13 protein-coding genes are annotated in these 16,644 nt (G+C 73.1%); 4 read left to right on the plus strand and 9 right to left on the minus strand.

What is annotated here, in order from left to right; genetic code table 11:
• Window positions 1-2: 2 nt before the first annotated feature.
• The 9 genes from egtD to RM479_RS03615 all read right to left on the minus strand — a co-directional run bounded on the left by egtD (window position 3) and on the right by RM479_RS03615 (window position 10,613).
• Window positions 3-977 carry an L-histidine N(alpha)-methyltransferase gene (egtD, locus tag RM479_RS03575; RefSeq protein ID WP_311510249.1) on the minus strand — a complete coding sequence of 325 codons (975 nt, stop codon included), beginning with the start codon at window positions 975-977 and terminating at the stop codon, window positions 3-5.
• A gap of 13 nt (window positions 978-990) precedes the next feature.
• The gene (gene egtC / locus RM479_RS03580; protein WP_311510250.1) at window positions 991-1,722 is read right to left on the minus strand and encodes an ergothioneine biosynthesis protein EgtC; all 732 of its coding nucleotides are present in this window, start codon (window positions 1,720-1,722) and stop codon (window positions 991-993) included.
• Complete coding sequence (gene egtB, locus RM479_RS03585; RefSeq protein ID WP_311510251.1) at window positions 1,722-3,065, minus strand: ergothioneine biosynthesis protein EgtB; 1,344 nt, start codon at window positions 3,063-3,065, stop codon at window positions 1,722-1,724. Before egtB ends, egtC begins: the two co-directional genes overlap by 1 nt.
• Window positions 3,062-4,345: an ergothioneine biosynthesis glutamate--cysteine ligase EgtA gene (gene egtA, locus RM479_RS03590; RefSeq protein WP_311510252.1), complete on the minus strand. Its 1,284-nt coding sequence runs from the start codon at window positions 4,343-4,345 to the stop codon at window positions 3,062-3,064. The genes egtB and egtA overlap by 4 nt, the downstream gene beginning before the upstream one ends.
• A gap of 365 nt (window positions 4,346-4,710) precedes the next feature.
• The gene (locus RM479_RS03595; protein ID WP_311510253.1) at window positions 4,711-5,769 is read right to left on the minus strand and encodes an ABC transporter ATP-binding protein; all 1,059 of its coding nucleotides are present in this window, start codon (window positions 5,767-5,769) and stop codon (window positions 4,711-4,713) included.
• Window positions 5,766-6,764, minus strand: coding sequence for an ABC transporter ATP-binding protein (locus RM479_RS03600; protein WP_311510254.1), 999 nt, complete (start codon window positions 6,762-6,764; stop codon window positions 5,766-5,768). Before RM479_RS03600 ends, RM479_RS03595 begins: the two co-directional genes overlap by 4 nt.
• Window positions 6,761-7,711 (minus strand): ABC transporter permease, encoded by a 951-nt coding sequence (locus tag RM479_RS03605; RefSeq protein ID WP_311510255.1) that lies wholly within the window; start codon window positions 7,709-7,711, stop codon window positions 6,761-6,763. Before RM479_RS03605 ends, RM479_RS03600 begins: the two co-directional genes overlap by 4 nt.
• Entirely contained in the window at window positions 7,708-8,775 is a 1,068-nt protein-coding gene (locus tag RM479_RS03610) for an ABC transporter permease (RefSeq protein WP_311510256.1), read from the minus strand. Before RM479_RS03610 ends, RM479_RS03605 begins: the two co-directional genes overlap by 4 nt.
• Entirely contained in the window at window positions 8,772-10,613 is a 1,842-nt protein-coding gene (locus tag RM479_RS03615; protein ID WP_311510257.1) for an ABC transporter substrate-binding protein, read from the minus strand. Before RM479_RS03615 ends, RM479_RS03610 begins: the two co-directional genes overlap by 4 nt.
• Window positions 10,614-10,848: 235 nt before the next feature.
• On the opposite strand from RM479_RS03615, the gene RM479_RS03620 reads away from it, so the two are divergent.
• The 4 genes from RM479_RS03620 (at window position 10,849) to RM479_RS03635 (ending at window position 16,535) form a co-directional block, all read left to right on the plus strand.
• Window positions 10,849-11,562 carry a metal-dependent hydrolase gene (locus RM479_RS03620; RefSeq protein ID WP_311510258.1) on the plus strand — a complete coding sequence of 238 codons (714 nt, stop codon included), beginning with the start codon at window positions 10,849-10,851 and terminating at the stop codon, window positions 11,560-11,562.
• A gap of 101 nt (window positions 11,563-11,663) precedes the next feature.
• Window positions 11,664-12,323, plus strand: coding sequence for an O-methyltransferase (locus RM479_RS03625; RefSeq protein WP_311510259.1), 660 nt, complete (start codon window positions 11,664-11,666; stop codon window positions 12,321-12,323).
• Between the two features lie 103 nt (window positions 12,324-12,426).
• The gene (locus RM479_RS03630) at window positions 12,427-13,572 is read left to right on the plus strand and encodes an exonuclease SbcCD subunit D (protein ID WP_311510260.1); all 1,146 of its coding nucleotides are present in this window, start codon (window positions 12,427-12,429) and stop codon (window positions 13,570-13,572) included.
• Complete coding sequence (locus RM479_RS03635) at window positions 13,572-16,535, plus strand: SMC family ATPase (protein WP_311510261.1); 2,964 nt, start codon at window positions 13,572-13,574, stop codon at window positions 16,533-16,535. Before RM479_RS03630 ends, RM479_RS03635 begins: the two co-directional genes overlap by 1 nt.
• Window positions 16,536-16,644 lie beyond the last annotated feature (109 nt).

Consider the following 16,644-nt stretch of genomic DNA (forward strand, 5'->3'; position numbering starts at 1 on the left):
TGTCAGCGGGCGGCGGACAGGCTCAGGGAGAAGTCGCCGTCCGGGTCGGTCCACCAGTGGGTGAGGGCGAACCCGGCGCCGTCGAGTTCTCGGATCAGCCCCTCCTTGCGGAATTTGGCGGAGATCTCGGTGCGCAGTTCCTCACCGGCGGAGAAGTCGACCTCCAGGTCGAGGTCGGCGATGCGCACGTGCTGGTCCACACGTGAGCGCAACCGCATCTCGATCCACTCCTCCTTCTCGTTCCAGCGGGCGACGTGGTCGAACTCCGACGGGTCGAAGTCGGCCCCCAGTTCGCGGTTGATGACGTTGAGGACGTTGCGGTCGAACTCGGCGGTGACCCCCTGGGCGTCGTCGTACGCGGCGACCAGCCGGTCGGGGTCCTTGACCAGGTCGGCGCCGAGGAGGAAGGTGTCGCCCGGCCGCAGGACCGACCGGATGTCGCGCAGGAACGCCGCCCGGGGACCGGGTTCCTGATTGCCGATGGTGGAGCCGAGGACGGCGATGGTCTGTCGGCCGCCGTTCTCGCGGACGGGCAGGAGCCCGAGGTGGTGTTCGAAGTCGCCGACGACGGCGTGCACGTCCAGTCGGGGGTAGTCCTCGGCCACCTTGTGGGCGGAGGCGGCGAGGAAGTCGCCGCTGACGTCGACGGGGACGAACCGGGCGAGGGTGCCGTGGCGGCGCATGGCGTCCAGCAGCAGTCGGGTCTTGACGCCCGAGCCCGAGCCGAGCTCGATGAGCGCCTCGGCGTCGGCGGCGTCGGCGATCTCGTCGGAGCGCCGTTCGAGGATGGTCCGCTCCGCGCGGGTGGGGTAGTACTCGGGCAGGGCGGTGATGTCCTCGAACAGGGCGCTGCCGCGTTCGTCGTAGAACCATTTGGGCGGCAGCTGTTTGGGCGTCGAGGTCAGGCCCGCGGCCACGTCCCGGCGCAGTGCCTTGTCGAGGTCGTCGGCGGTCAGGTTGCGATCGATGCGGAACACGGCGACTCCTTCGTCAGACGATGGGGTGGATCTCGGTCCGCTCCCCCGTGGCCACGGCCACCGACCCCTCGGGCACCTCACGCCAGCCGGGGGCCTCGTCGAAGGGCTCCGAGGCCAGGAGGACGCCTCCCCCCGGTTCCCTCAACGTGAACAGGGTGTCCCCGGCGGCGGTGCCCACGAGGGTCTCGCCGTCGGTCGCCAGCAGGTTGTAGCGCCCCTCGGAGTGCTCCCGGGCGTGGCGGACCACGGCGGCGAGCGAGCCGGGCAGGTCCCCGGACGCCCGCCACAGGCGCACCGTGTGCGCGAACAGGGGGGCGGAGTCCACGGGTGCGCGGGCGTCGATCACCCCCGGTGGCGGTGGGAAGGCCGCCACGAGGGCGTCGTCGTCCTTGACCGCGCCGTTGTGGCTGAACAGCAGCCGTCCGGCGCGGAAGGGCTGGGCGCTCCCCTCGTCGGTGCCGAAGCCGAGAGTGGCGTCGCGCACCGCCGCCAGCACGCAGCCGGAGGTGAGGGCGCGGGCCGTCTCGGCGAAGGAGGTGTCGCCCCACATCGGCAGGGCACGTCGGTAGCGCAGGGGTTCGGGGATGTCGTCGGGGTACCAGCCCACCCCGAACCCGTCGGCGTTGACCGTCCCGTGGCGTTGCATGCGCGGCGCCCAGGACTGGACGTGGAGCGAGTGGGGCGCCGCGTACAACAGGTCGTACACCGTGCGCGGGGGCCCCAGATAGGCGAGGTGGCGGCACATCAGGCGGGTTCCGGGTGGCGCGCGCAGCGGAACCCGCTGAAGATCTGCCGTCGGATCGGGAGGTCCCAGTTGCGGAACGTGGAGCGCACGGCCGTGGGGTGGGTGGCCCACGAGCCGCCGCGCAGCACCTTGTACCCGGAGCCGAAGAACACCTCGGAGTAATCGCGGTACGGGAAGGCCCGGAACCCGGGGTAGCCGTCGAAGGTGGTGGAGGTCCACTCCCACACGTCGCCGATGAGCTGCTGCACCCCCAGAGGGGAGGCCCCGTCGGGGTGATGGCCGGCGGGCGAGGGTCCGAGCCTGTGCTGGCCGAGGTTGGCGTGACGGGCCGTGGGCTCGTCGTCCCCCCACGGGTAGCGGCGGGAGCGTCCGGTCGCGGGGTCGAAGCGCGCCGCCTTCTCCCATTCGGCCTCGGTGGGCAGGCGTTTGCCGGCCCACTTCGCGTAGGCCTGCGCCTCGTGGAAGTTGACGTGCTGGACGGGTTCGTCCGGCGGCACCACTTCCCGTCGGCCGAAGCGGCGGCGGGACCAGCCCTGGCCCTCGCGTTCCCAGAAGGCGGGGGCGAACGCGCCCCGTCCCTCCTTCCACTCCCAGCCCTCCCGGCTCCACCAGCGCCGCGTCCGATAACCGCCGTCGTCCATGAACGCGCGGTAGGCGGCGTTGGTGACGGGGGCGGTGTCGATCAGGTAGGCGGGCAGGTCGACGGTGTGGGCGGAGCGTTCGTTGTCGTAGGCCCAGGGGTCGTCGTCGGCGCCCATGGTGAAAGGGCCGGCCGGGACGAGGACCTCGGGGTCGGCGGGCGGACGCAGGGCGGTGACGTCGGCGAGCTCCTCCAGCAGGACGGGGGCGCCCCGGCGCAGCTGGTGGGTGGCGAGCATCGTCTCGTCGTGCTGGTGCTCGTGCTGGATGACCAGGTGGTAGACGCGTCCGGCGGCCAGGAGGGACGGCGGCTCGTCGGGGCCCCGTTGGGCGGGGACCGTCAGGTCGACCGTGTCCAGGGCGTCGAGCACCTCGCGTCGGACCCTGTCGTTGTAGTCGCGGGCCTCCCGTGGGCGCATCAGCGGCAGGCCGATGCGTTCGGCGCGCGGGTTCTCGAAGGCGTCGTAGAGGTGGTCGATGTCGGGGCGCAGCGCCTCGCGTCCGGCGGCGGCCCGCAGCAGCCACTGCTCCTCGTAGTTGCCGATGTGCGCCAGATCCCAGACCAGCGGCGACATCAGTGGTGAGTGCTGAGCGAGCAGTTCCTCCTCGTCGAGCACGTCGAGGGTCAGCCCGTTGCTGCGTCGTCGGCCGTGGTCGAGTTCGGCGGCGATGCGTTCCTTGGAGACGTCCTGTTCGTGGTTCACCGGGCTCCTCCACCGTGTCGGGAGTGGCGGTCCGCCGCGCCCGCGTGGGCGGTGCGCGGCTCGGGCACGCTCGGCCGTGTGTCGGCGGGGCTGAGCCCGCGCCGGGTGTGGCGGTCGGCGTAGTCGTCGACGAGGAGGGCCAGTGACACCGCGCCCATGCGGGGCAGGGCCTCGACGGCCGTGTCGAGGCAGCGTCGGGCACAGGCGGCGACGTCGGGGTCGGACATGCCGTCCCGGGCCGCGCGCAGCCACAGCCCGGGTTCGGGGAGACGGCCGCCGCAGAGGCGTTCGGTGGCCTCCTCGGCGACGGCCCGGGCCCGGGGGTCGTCGAAGAGGGCGGCGGCGACCGCGACGGGGACCGGCCACCAGCGCAGGGGCAGGGCGTCGATCATGCGCAGTTCCCACCATCCGCGGGGGCGGACCGGCGGGAAGAGGGTGCTCAGGTGCAGTTCGAGGTCGGCGAGGGTGACGGGGCGCGGGCCGTGCCCGGCGATCCACTCGGCGAAGGTGATACCGGGGTCGGGCAGCCAGGTGCCCTCTCCCCCGGGGCTCTCGGGAACCGCCATGACGTCGGCGGCCAAGACGTACTCGATCCACGCGGTGGCCGGATCGGAGGGGGCGCCCGGGCCCGCGACGGGGGCGGTGCGGTCGGCGTCGATGCCCGCCCAGATGGCCCAGCGGGTGGACTTCCAGCCGGTGGGACGGCCGCGCCAGATCGCGGAGTTGGCGAACGCGGCGACCAGCACGGGACCGAGCCGGTGCGCGAGTTCCCAGCGGGCGCGCAGGTCGGCGTGGTCGGCGCCGGTGTCCAGGCACACCTGGAGCGAGGCGGTGGAGCACATCATGGTGTGACCGCCATGGCTGCGGCGTCCGGCGAAGAAGCGCTCCATGGCCCCGTACCGGGGCAGTCGGAGCTGTCGGCGGGGCGTGCGCACGGGGTCGAGCGCGGACTCGACCAGGCACAGGCCGTCCTGCGCGAGGGTCTTGCCGATGTACTCCAGGTCGGCGGAGAGCGCTTCGTGCGCCCGGGCCGGCCCGGGAAGGGCGGGCGAGCTGAGCTCGATCTGTCCGCCGGGTTCGAAGGTGATCAGGCTGCCCGCGGGCGGGGGGCCCGTGCCCTCCAGCAGCGCCGCGAGGCGGTCGATGGTGACGGTGACGGTCGGGTCCGCGGCGTCGGTGACGAGCCACTCGGTCTCGGCCCCGACCTTTCCGGGGGGTCCGGTCTTGAAACAGACCCCGTTGATGTACTCGTGGACGTCTTCGGTGGTCATGTGCGCCATGGGGCGCCCTCCTCGGGACCTGGCCGCCCCGCACGGGACGACACCTCCCATGTCTTCCCCCGGTCTCGACCGCGGCGAACGTTCCGACCGGTCGGGAACATGAGCACATGATATGGAAGATCACGTTCGTGGCCTTGGTCCGGGAACGGCATCCCAGGTGGCTTCGGTCTTTCCGGTGGACGGCGTCACCCCCACCCGTCATAAAAGTGACTCAGATCACATTTTTTCCCTGGGGGGGTGTCCGTCCACCGGAATCCCGCACCCGTTCGAGGTCGGGTCGGCGCCGAGGAACCGGTCCCGCGGCCCGAGGTGCCCGCCTCCGGGCCCCCGGCCCGCCCCGGCGTGCCCGCCTCCGGGACGTTCCGTCACACGGCGTCCGGAGAGGTCCCCTCCCGGGCCGGCGCCCAGTGACAGGCCGTCACGTGCGCGCCACCGCCGCCCGGGAGGATGTCGGGGTCCACGGTGCGGCACCGGTCCGCGACACCCGCGCGCGCGGCCTCACCGGAGGCCAGCACCGGGCAGCGCGGATGGAACCGGCAACCCGGCGGGACCCGCTTGGGGTCCGGCGGTTCCCCGGACAGGACCACCGGTTCGCCACCGGCTTCGGGCAGCACCGACAGCAACGCCCGGGTGTACGGGTGCCGGGGGCCGGACAGGACCTCCTCGACCGTCCCCAGCTCCACCACCCGCCCCAGGTACATCACCGCGACCCGGTCGGCGATGTTCCAGGCCAGGCCGAGGTCGTGGGTGGCGATGAGCGCGGACAACCCCAGGTCGGCGCGCAGGTCCAACAGCAGGCGCAGGATCTCACCTCGCACCGAGGCGTCCAGCGAGGCCACGGGTTCGTCGGCCACCAGGACCTCCGGTTCCAGCACGAGCGCGCCGGCGATCACCACACGCTGGCGCTGACCCCCCGACAGCTCGTGCGGATACCGGGCCAGGAACCGTTCCGGCGGACGCAGGCCGGCCCGGGACAGCGCCCCGGTCACCCGCTCCCCCTCGTCGGAGAGGGTCCCCTCGTGGATGCGCAGCCCTTCGGCGACCGACTCGTAGACGGTGCGCCGGGGGTTGAGCGAGCCCATCGGGTCCTGCTGGATCAGCTGCACCCGGCGCCGGTAGGCGCGCAGGGCGCGCGAGGAGTGGCGCAGCGCCGCCCCCTCGAAGGTCACCGTGCCGGAGGTGGGGCGCTCCAGACCGAGCAGCACCCGGCCCAGGGTGGTCTTGCCGCACCCGGACTCCCCCACCAGGGCCACGATCTCACCGGCGGCCACGTCCAGGTCGACGCCGTCCACGGCCCGGGCCGCTTCACGGCCGCCGCCGAACCCGGAGGTGAAGACGACCCGCACGCCCCGGGCGCCGAGGATCGGCGCGCCACCGCCGCTGTCGGGCGTGGACGCGGTGGCGTCGGTCTCCGTCGTGCTCAACGGACGCCCTCCTTCGACGGTCCCACGTGCACGCAGGCGGCGCTGTGCTCCGAACGCCCCTCGGTGTCGGGGCCGACCGGCCACAGGGGCGGGTCGACGGTCGCGCACACCTCCTCGGACACGGGGCAGCGCGGCCGGAACACGCATCCCGAGGGCGGGTCGGCGGGATCGGGCGGATCGCCCGGCAGCCCGCGCGGGGCGAGCCGGGACGCCGGATCACCGACCCTGGGGAAGGCGGCGCCGAGCGCGACGGCGTAGGGGTGGGCGGGGGCGCCCATCACCCGCCCGGCCGGTCCCTCCTCCACGATCCGGCCCGCGTACATCACCGCGACCCGATCGCAGGCGTCGGCGAGGACCGACAGGTCGTGGCTGATCATGAGCATGCCGATGTCGTGTTCGGCGACCAGGCGCCTGAGCAGGGCCAGGATCTGCGCCTGGATCATCACGTCCAGGGCGGTGGTCGCCTCGTCGGCGACGATCAGCCGCGGCTCGCAGGCCAGCGCCATCGCGATCATGACGCGCTGGCGCTGACCGCCGGACAACAGGTGGGGGTGGTCGTCGGCGCGGGAGGCGGGCAGACCCACCTGTTCGAGGAGTCCGGCGACCCGGTCGCGGACCCGCCCCCTGGGGACCGTCCCGTGGACGAGCAGGGGCTCGGCTATCTGGTCGCCGATCCGCCGCACCGGGTTGAGCGAGTGCATGGCCCCCTGGAACACGATGGCCGCCTCCGCCCAGCGGACCGCGCGCAACCGCCCCCATCTCATGGTGAGCACGTCCTCTCCGGCCACCGCCACCCGGCCGGTGACACGGGTGCCGTCGGGCAGCAACCGCAGCAGCGCCAGGGCGATCGTGGACTTGCCGCTGCCGGACTCCCCGGCCAGGCCGACCGTGTCGCCCGGGTCGAGCGACAGGTCCACACCGCGCACGGCCGGGACCTCGACACCCCCGGAGCGGTACGTCACGCGCAGATCGCGAACGTCGAGAAGAGAGGTCAACGCTGCTCCCGGAGTCGGGGGTCGATGACGGCCTCAAGGGCTCGGCCGCACAGGGTGAACGCGAGGGCGACCAGGGCGATCGCCAGCCCGGGCGGGATCATGTACCACCAGATGCCGGAGCTGATCGCGCCGGCGTTGCGGGCGCTCTCCAGGATCCCGCCCCAGGAGATGGTGGTCGGGTCGCCCACGCCCAGGAACGCCAGGGTGGACTCGGCGATGATCGAGGTGGCCACGAGCAGGGTGGTCTGGGCGAGCACGACCGGCATGATGTTGGGCAGGACGTGCCAGAGCATGACGTGGGCGTGGCCGCCGCCCAGGGCCCGGGCCCGTTCCACGTAGGGGCGGGCCTCCACCGCCAGGGTCTGGGCGCGCACCAGGCGCGCGGTGGCGGGCCACACGGTCAGGCCGATGGCGATGATGATGGTGCCGGTGCCGCGGGGCAGGACGGCGGCCAGGGCCACGGCGAGCACCAGGGTCGGCAGCACCAGGAACCAGTCGGTGAGGCGCAGCAGGATCGAGGACAGGATCCGCCCGGCGGTGCCGCCGGTCGCGCCGAAGTGCCCGGCGGTGATCCCCACCAGGGTGCCCAGCGACACCGACACCACGGTCGCCAGGAAACCGACGGTCAGCGAGACCCGCGATCCCCAGATGACGAGGTCGAGAATGGACCGGCCGTAGTCGTCGGTGCCCAGGGGGAACCGGGCGCCGGGCGGTTCGAAGGCCGCCCCGGGCGCCCGGGTCACCGTGAGGTCGGCCGGGTCGACCAGCAGGGGCGCGGTCAGGGCGAGGACGACCATGGCGAGCAGGCCGACCAGGCCGACGACCCCGGCGCGGTGGCGGGCGTACTCCCGGGCGAGGTCGCGCAGCGCCTCACGGCGTCGGCGGCGGGCCGGTGCCCGCGGCGACGGAGGCGCGGGGGGCGGCGTGGACGCGGGTTCGGCGGTCATGGGCGCACCCGGGGGTCGATCAGCGGATAGACCAGGTCGGCGATGAGGTTCATGACGATCACCGAGGCCGCGAACACCACGAACAGGCCTTGGACCAGGCCCAGGTCGGGCACGCGCAGACCGGAGTAGAAGAGCTGGCCCAACCCCGGCCAGGAGAAGACGGTCTCGACGAGGACGACCCCGGAGACGACCTGGCCCAGGTTGAGGAAGATCAGGGTGACGGTGGGCAACAGGGCGTTGGGCACGGCGTGCCTGCGGCGCACCAGCGCGTCGCGCAGCCCCTTGGCCCGTGCGGTGGTGAGGTAGTCGGCGCCCTTCTCGTCCATGAGGGAGGAGCGCATGATCATCAGGTACTGGGCGTAGATGACCGCGACCATGGTGCTCACCGGCAGGACCATGTGCCAGGCGGTGTCGAGCACGACGTCCACGGTCCCGGTGACGCCGGGGGTGCTCATGCCGCCGGTCGGGAACAGGCCGGGGAGCGGGTCCCGACCCGAGGCGAACAGCACGATGAGGAGCAGACCCAGCCAGAACGTCGGCACGGACCAGAAGAACAGCGCCACCGTCGTGTTGATCCGGTCGGCCGGCCCGCCGGGGCGCCAGCCGGCGCGCACGCCCAGGAACAGGCCCAGCAGCGCCGCGATGAGCGTGCCGGTACCGGCCAGCAGGATCGTGGGCCCGATCCGTTCCAGGATGAGCTCGGTGACCGGTTCCCGGTACTGGAACGAGGTGCCCAGGTCCAGGCGGAGCAGGCCCAGGGCGTAGTCGAGGAACTGCTGTCCCAGGGGCTGGTCGAGGCCGAACTGGCGGCGCAGTTCCGCGCGCTGCTCGGCGGTGACCTCGCGTCCCTCGGTCATGGCGCGGACGGGGTCGCCGGGCAGGATACGGAACAGGAGGAAACCGGCGACGACCACGGCGACCAGGGACAGGCCCGCGGTCAGCAGGCGACCGGCGACGTAGCGGAGCACGCGGCCGGTCCGGCCGGAGGCGGCGGTCGCCGGCGCGGAGGAGGAGGGGGTCTCCTCCTCCGCACCGGACGGAACCGTGATCGGGGCGCCGGTCACTCGCGGTCCTCCGCGGTGGCCCGGTTGCGGAAGAACAGGAATCCACCGCCGGCCACGAGCACCAGCGCGACCGCGCCGATACCGACCGACACCGCGGTGGGCACGCCTCCGGAGCCGCCCTGCCGCGCCTCGGCGGGCCGCGCCGCCCAGAACGCCCAATAACCGTCCTGGCCCCAGATGTTGCCGCCCTCGGCGGGCTGGGTCAGGAGGGTGCCCTCCCGAACGTGGTCGGTCCGGTAGGCCTCCCGGATGTCGGGGTAGGTCAGGACGTTGACGACGGCCTGCTCGTAGAGGACGCGCTGGAGGTCGTGGATGATCTCGGCGCGTGCCCCGCGGTCGTACTCCCTGAGTTGGTCGGCGTAGAGAGCGTCGTACTCCTCGTCGCAGAAGTAGGCGTCGCCCTGCATGGTGCCCGGTTCGGTGGGCAGCGCGTCGCAGGTGTGGATGCCGAAGACGTAGTCGGGATCGGGGTTGACCGTCCACCCGGTGAAGATGAGGTCGTACTCGGCGGCGTAGAGGGCGTCGCTGAGCACGCCGGGGTCCACGGTCAGGTTCTCGACCTCGACGCCGATGTCGGCCAGGCGCTCCACCATGATCTTGCCCGCGCTGACGTTGTCGGGGCGGTCCTGGTGGACGTGCATCCGCAGTTCGAGGCGATCCCCGTCGGGAGAGACGCGCACACCGTCGTCGTCCGTCTCGTAGCCGGCGTCGTCGAGCATGGCGTTGGCGGCGTCCGGGTCGAAGTCGAGGATCGCCTCACCGCCCTCGGGAGACCAGTGGAACTCGTCGTAGCGGGCCGGGATGTAGCCGCCGGCGGCGGTGGCGCGTCCGCCGTGGGCCTTGTCGACGATCTCCTGGTTGTCGATGGCCATGACGATGGCCCGGCGCAGGGTGACGTCCTCCAGGGCCGGGTGGCCGTCACCGAACCCGTCGCCGTCCCGGGTACGGGCGCCCGGGTTGACGGTGAAGGCCTGGAACCGCTTGCCGTCGGCGAAGTTGACCGCGATGTCGTCGACGCCGTCGAGGGCGTCGGCCTGGGCCGCGGTCAGTTCGTAGACGAAGGAGACCTCGCCGCTGCGCAGGGCCTCGACGGCCGCGTCCTTCTCTGAGTAGTACCGGAAGACCAGCGCGTCGAAGCCGGGGGCGCCGTTCCAGTGGTCGGGGTCGGCCTCCAGGGTGATGCTCTGGCCGCGGTCGTGAGCGGTGAGGACGAACGGGCCGCTGCCGACCGAGGGCAGGTCCTCGCCGGTGTAGTCGGAGAAGGCGTCGCCCTCGCGCTCCACGATGGGCTCCCAGACGTGCCGGGGCACGATGGGCACGGTCAGCGAGGTCATGGTGGCCTGGGGTTCGGTCAGCTCGATGACGACGGTGTGGTCGTCGGGGGCGGTGACCTCCTCGAACCCGGCGACGTAGCTGCCGTTGGCGATGGCGGCAGCCTCGTTCTCCATGATCGTGGTGAACGTCCAGACCACGTCGTCGGAGGTCAGCGGCTCGCCGTCGGTGAAGGTGACGTCGTCGCGCAGGTGGAAGGTCCAGGTCAGACCGTCCTCGCCGGTGTCCCAGCTCTCCGCCAGGGCCGGGGCGGGGTCGGCCGTGGCCTGGTCGTTGGTCACCAGCGGGTCGTAGACGTGGGAGAGGATGTTGGTGGTGACGGCGAGCTGGGCGGTGAAGGGGTTGAAGGAGTCCACCTGCTGGGCGACCGCCACCGTGAGGGTGGTCCCGGCCGCGGGGGAGGCGGCGGCGGGGGTCGCCGCCGTACCGACGATCAGCAACAGCGCGGTTCCCGTGGTCGCCGCCCGCCGAAACGGTGACGCGGGTGGAGGGTGATGGGAGTGCATCTCGGCCCCTGTCAGGATCGTGGGGTGGTGGCCGGGCCACCAGGGGGGGGTCGTTGGTTGTCTACCAACGGACGGCGACGAGCGTCAATGACCTACGAGGTGCGCCGTGCCATCGCAACGCATTCGCTTCCGGGGGGCGGCACAGGGGGTGTTCCCGGGTGTCGAGTGGCCCATGACGACGACCGTGATGACCCCGCCTTGGCACTGTTCGGCGTACTCCGCTACGGTTCCCGCCATGATGGGGCACTCTCACGCACTGAGCGGCGTGGTCGGCTGGATGGCGGTCGTTCCGCTGGTCCAGGGAAGACAATTCCTCGGTCTGGACTTCAATCTCGGACCGGGTGAGATCATCGCGGGCTCTCTGGTGTGCGCGGGGGCGGCCCTGCTCCCCGACGTGGACCACAAGAGCGCGACGGTGACCAAGACCTACGGCAAGGTCACGGAGGTCCTGAGCGACATACTGTCGTTCCTCTTCGGCGGCCACCGGATGGGCACCCACTCGTTCTTCTTCGCGGTCCTCATGGGTGTGATCGTGCAACTCCTGGCCCTGTGGTCGGAGCTGGCGGTGCAGATCTTCGTCTTCCTCCTGATCGGCATCGCGCTCCAGGGCCTGGGTTTCGGCCTGGACAAGAACCGGGTCGCCTCGGGGATCATCAACGCGCTGGCCACGGCCGCGATCACCCTGGCCCTGTTCTCCGCGGGCACCAACTACACCTGGCTGGGCCTGGCGGTGGCGTTCGGTGTGGTCCTGCACTTCTTCGGCGACATGATCACCAAGATGGGCGTGCCGATCTTCTGGCCGTTCTGGAAGAAGCGCATCGGCCAGAACATGGGCTTCAAGACCGACGGCCCGGTCGAGAAGAAGGTCATGACCCCGCTGCTCACGGTGGGCGTGATCGTCGGCTCCATCTACCTCTTCGACTGGCCAGCGCTGCTCCCCGAGTACTGACGGCGCCCCGCCCTCCCCGCGTCCACCCTTCCCGCGCGCCCCGCCCGACCCACGTCGGCGGGGCCCTTCCCTTTCCGGGGTCCCGGGCTAAGGTGGGCGCCGTGACACGAACCACAGAGAGCCTCACCCCGGAACTGTACGACTACCTCGTCGCCCAGGGCGCACCCGTGGACGACGTGCTGGCCGACCTGGTCGAGGAGACCGCGCGCCTGTTCCCCGAGAGCAAGGGGATGCAGATCGGCCCCGAACAGGGGACCTTCACGACCCTGCTCACCCGCATGTCCGGAGCCCGCGACGTCGTGGAGATCGGTACCTTCACCGGCTACTCCTCCCTCTGCCTGGCCCGCGGACTGCCCGACGACGGCACCCTGCTGGCCCTGGACGTCAGCGAGGAGTGGACCTCGGTCGCCCGCCGCTACTGGGAACGGGCGAAGGTCGCCGACAAGATCACGCTGCGGTTGGGCCCCGCCCTGGAGTCCCTGCGCGCCCTGCCCGAGGAACCGCTCTTCGACCTGGCCTTCGTCGACGCCGACAAGGAGGGGTACGTCGACTACTGGGAGGAACTCGTCCCGCGCCTGCGCCCCGGCGGGATCGTCCTGGCCGACAACACCCTGTCGCACGGCCGGGTCGTCGACGCCTCCGACACGAGGGCGCACGTCCAGGGCATCCGCGACTTCAACGCGCGTCTGGTCGCCGACGACCGCGTCACCCAGGTGCTGCTGCCCATCGGCGACGGTCTGACCCTGGCCCGCAAGAACTGACCCGACGCCGTGCCGGGCGTGTGCGCAACGGCACGGCGTCGTCGTCCACCGACCGACGGTTTTCCCACCCGGAAGCACCGCCCCTTCGATAGTGTCCGGTTCCATGCGGTTGCTGCACACCTCCGACTGGCACCTGGGTCGCTCCTTCCACAGGGAGAACCTCCTCGACGCCCAGGCCGCCTTCCTCGACCACCTGGTCGACACCGTCCGCGAGCGGGAGGTCGACGTCGTGCTCGTGGCGGGCGACCTCTACGACCGCGCCCTGCCACCGGTGGACGCGGTGCGCCTGTTCGACCGGGCGCTGGGCCGCATCAGGGACACCGGGGCGCGGGCCGTGCTCATCGCCGGCAACCACGACTCCATGGCGCGGCTGTCGTTCGCCACCGACCTCATCGACGCCGCCGGCGTCCACCTGCGCAGCACCCTCGACGGCGTCGGCACCCCGATCGTCATCGAGGACGCGCACGGCCCCGTCGCCTTCTACGGTCTCCCCTACCTGGAGCCGGAGATCGCCCGCCACCACTGGGGGCTGACCGGGCGCGGGCACACGGCCGTGCTGGGCCACGCCATGGACCTGGTCCGCGCCGACCTCGCCGACCGCCCCGGCACCCGGTCGGTGGTGCTCTCCCACGCCTTCGTCGCGGGCGGGGAGACCTCCGACAGCGAACGCGACATCTCCGTGGGCGGCGCCTCCCACGTGCCCGCCTCGATCTACGACGGGGTCGACTACACGGCCCTGGGACACCTGCACGGGCGCCAGACCATCACGCCCTCGGTGCGCTACTCCGGCACCCCGCTGGCCTACTCGTTCTCCGAGGAGCACCACCGCAAGGGCTACTGGCTGGTGGACCTGGACGCCGACGGCCTGGGCGGGGTCGAGTTCGTCGACGCGCCGGTCCCCCGCCCCCTGGCCCGGATCCGCGGCCGTATCGACGACCTGCTCGCCGACCCCCGGTGGGAGCGGTACGCCGACCACTGGCTCCAGGTCACCCTCACCGACGCGCGCCGCCCCGCCCAGCCCATGGACCGGTTGCGCGAACGCTTCCCGCACGCCCTGGTGCTGGAGTTCGCCCCCGAGGGCGGGGCGCCCGCCACCCGCCCGGTGGCCGCCCCCGTCGCCGGCCGGGCCGAACGGGCGGTCATCGGCGACTTCGTGGAATGGGCGCGCGGCCTCCCCGCCACCCCCGAGGAGAGGGCCCTCGTGGACACCGCCGTCGAAGAGGTCCGACTCCGGGAAGGACTGCGCTGATGCGTCTGCACACCCTGACCGTCCGGGCCTTCGGGCCGTTCGCGAACACCGAGACGGTCGACTTCGACCGGCTCGGCGCCGGCGGGCTGTTCCTGATCCACGGACCCACCGGCGCGGGGAAGACCTCGGTGCTCGACGCCGTGTGCTTCGCCCTGTACGGGGCCCTGCCGGGGGCCCGTGGCAGGGACCGCTCCCCCAAGAGCGACCACGCGCCCCTGGACCGGCGTCCCGAGGTGGAGCTGGAGTGCACCGTGCGGGGCCGCCGGATCCGGGTCGTGCGCAACCCCCGCTGGGAGCGGCCCAAGAAGCGGGGTGCGGGGACCCTGGTGGAGAACCAGAAGGTCACCGTCCAGGAGTTCTCGGAGGACCGGTGGGAACCGGTGACCACACGCCCCGACGAGGCCGGCCAGTTCATCGGTGACCTGGTGGGGCTCACCCTCGACCAGTTCTGTCAGATCGTCCTGCTCCCCCAGGGCGACTTCGCCCGGTTCCTGCGCGCGTCGGCCGAGGAGCGGCGCACGTCGTTGGAGCGGATCTTCAACACGCGCGTGTTCCGGGACCTGGAGGAGTGGTTCGCCGGGCACGCCGGCGGGCTGCGCCGCGAGGTGGACACGGCCGACCGGCGGGTGCGCGAGGCCGCCGGCCGGATCGCCGAGACCGGCCGGTCCACCGCCCCGGAGGACACCGACGTGCTGTGGGCCTGGGCGAGCGAGCTGACGGCGATGACCACCGCCGTGGCCGACGAGATCGCCCCGGTGGTGGACGCCGCGGCCGACGAACGGGAGGCGGCCTCCCGCGCCCTGGCCGAGGCCCGGAGCCTGGACGAGCGGCGCAACCGGCTGACCAGGTCCCGGACCCGGCACGCGGAGCTGATGGAGCTGTCCGAATGGCGGGCCCGGATCGACACCGGGCTGGAGGCGGCCGAGCGGGCCGCCTCGGTCCTGCCCGCCCTGCGCGACCGCGACGCCCGTCGCACCTCCCTCGACAAGGCCGCGCTGGTCCGGGAGGACGCGCTGGCCCTGGTCTCCCACGCCCCGCCGGTCACCGCGGAGGCGCTGCGCGCCGCCGAACAGGACCGTCGGGCCGCGCTGGCCCGGGCCGAGCACCTGCGCGCGGACGCCCTGCGGCTGCGGGAGCGCCGCGAGGCGATCACCCGGTTCGACCGTTACCTGGACAAGGTCGACGACGACCTGAAGGGGGTCCGCGGACGGATCGCGGACCTGCCCGTCCGTATCGGTGAGCTGCGTGAACACCTCGCCGCGACCCGCGACCGGGCCGGGCGGGCGGAGGCGGCCGAGGCCGCGCTGGTCGCCGCCGAGCAGCGGCGGGACGCCGTCGCCGAGCACGACCGGCTGGTCGCCGCGCTGGCCCGCGCCGAGGAGGCGCACCGCGAGGCCGTGGACGCCGCTCAGACCGCCCGTGAGCACGCGCTCTCCCTGCGCGAACGGCGTATCACCCACATGGCGGCCGAACTGGCCGCGGAGCTGGCCGCGGGGACTCCGTGCGCGGTGTGCGGTGCCGTCGAGCACCCGGCCCCCGCGCTGCCCTCCGCCGAAGGACTGGTCACCGCCGAGGCCGAGCGGGCGGCCCAGGCCGCCGCCGACGCCGCCGCCACGCGCCGTTCCACCGCCCAGGAGACGGTGGCCGCGCTGCGCGAACGGGTCGCCGCCGCCCGGGACCGGTCCGAGGGGCGCACCCTCGACGACGCCGTCGCCGAGGTCGCCGAACTGACGCGGGTCCGGGACGAGGCGCGCGCCGCCGCCGGTGAGGTGCGCCGGGTCGAGGAGGACCTGGAGGGTCTGGTGGACCGGCTGGACAGGGCCCGGGCCCGGGAGGCCGATCTGGCCGGGCAACGGTCGGAGACGGCCGCCCACCGCGCCGACGCCGCCGAGGATTGCGAACGTCTGGCGGCGTCCCTGGCCGAGGCCCTGGGCGCGGACACCGACGTCGACGAGCGGGTGCGCCGGGCCCGGGAGGAGGCCGACCTGCTGGCGGCGGCCGTCGCGGCCGTGGAGGAGCACGATCGGGCCCTGCGGGAGCGGGACGCCGCCGACGCGGCCGTCACCGAGGCCCTGACCGACGCCGGGTTCACCGACGAGGCCGGGGTCCGGGCCGCCGCCCTGGGCGAGCGCGAACGCCGGGACCTGCGGGCCCGGGCCCGGGTCTACGACGACGACCTGGCGGCGGTCCGGGCGGCCCTGGCCGACCCCGAACTCGTCTCCGTCGCCGGGTCGGCGCCGCCGGACCTGTCGGCGTTGAAGGCCGCGGCGGACGAGGCCGCCCTGGCCGCCGACCGGGCGGTCACCCGGCTGGGCCTGTGGCGGGAACGGTCCGCCCGGTTGGCGGCGTTGCGCGCCGACCTGCGGGTCCGGCTGGACGAGTGCGGCCCGGTGTGGCACCGCTACCGGGTCGCCGAGGGGATGCGGGCGCTGACCGCCGGGACCGCCAAGGACAACTCCGACGGGGTGCGGCTGTCGGCCTATGTGCTGGCCGCCCGCTTGGAGCAGGTGGTGGCTGCCGCCAACGACCGGCTGTTCACGATGTCGGACGGCCGCTACGAACTCCGTTACACCGTGGACAAGGCGGCCGGGGACGGCCGGGCGCGGTCGGCGGGCGGACTGGGCATCCGGGTGGTGGACGCCTGGACCGGCTCCGAACGCGACCCGGCGACGCTGTCGGGCGGGGAGACGTTCTTCAGTTCGCTGGCGCTGGCCCTGGGACTCGGCGACGTGGCGAGCGCGGAGGCCGGCGGCGCCGACATCGACACCCTGTTCGTGGACGAGGGCTTCGGGACCCTGGACGAGGACACCCTGGAGGAGGTCCTGGACGTGCTGGACCGGCTGCGCGACGGCGGACGCGCCGTGGGCGTGGTCAGCCACGTCGCCGACCTGCGCCATCGGATCACCACCCGGCTCAGGGTGATCAAGACGGCCGCCGGTTCCCGGGTGGAGCACACCGGCTGATCCCGCCGGAACCGGCCTCCGCCCCCGGGGGCGCGGTGCGCGTTCCCGCTCACCGGGGCGGAGGGGACGGGAGAAGGGCGGGTCCGGGGCCCCGGGAGCGGGGCCCGGA

This window comes from Nocardiopsis lambiniae (genome assembly GCF_031845465.1).
Lineage (GTDB): Bacteria > Actinomycetota > Actinomycetes > Streptosporangiales > Streptosporangiaceae > Nocardiopsis > Nocardiopsis lambiniae.

What these genes read in the sequence shown, in the direction of transcription:
- egtC (WP_311510250.1), bottom strand. Translation starts at nt 1,722, where the DNA reads ATGTGCCGCCACCTCGCCTATCTGGGGCCCCCGCGCACGGTGTACGAC.
- egtA (WP_311510252.1), bottom strand. Translation starts at nt 4,345, where the DNA reads ATGGCGCACATGACCACCGAAGACGTCCACGAGTACATCAACGGGGTC.
- RM479_RS03605 (WP_311510255.1), bottom strand. Translation starts at nt 7,711, where the DNA reads ATGACCGCCGAACCCGCGTCCACGCCGCCCCCCGCGCCTCCGTCGCCG.
- RM479_RS03615 (WP_311510257.1), bottom strand. Translation starts at nt 10,613, where the DNA reads ATGCACTCCCATCACCCTCCACCCGCGTCACCGTTTCGGCGGGCGGCG.
- RM479_RS03620 (WP_311510258.1), top strand. Translation starts at nt 10,849, where the DNA reads ATGATGGGGCACTCTCACGCACTGAGCGGCGTGGTCGGCTGGATGGCG.
- RM479_RS03630 (WP_311510260.1), top strand. Translation starts at nt 12,427, where the DNA reads ATGCGGTTGCTGCACACCTCCGACTGGCACCTGGGTCGCTCCTTCCAC.
- RM479_RS03635 (WP_311510261.1), top strand. Translation starts at nt 13,572, where the DNA reads ATGCGTCTGCACACCCTGACCGTCCGGGCCTTCGGGCCGTTCGCGAAC.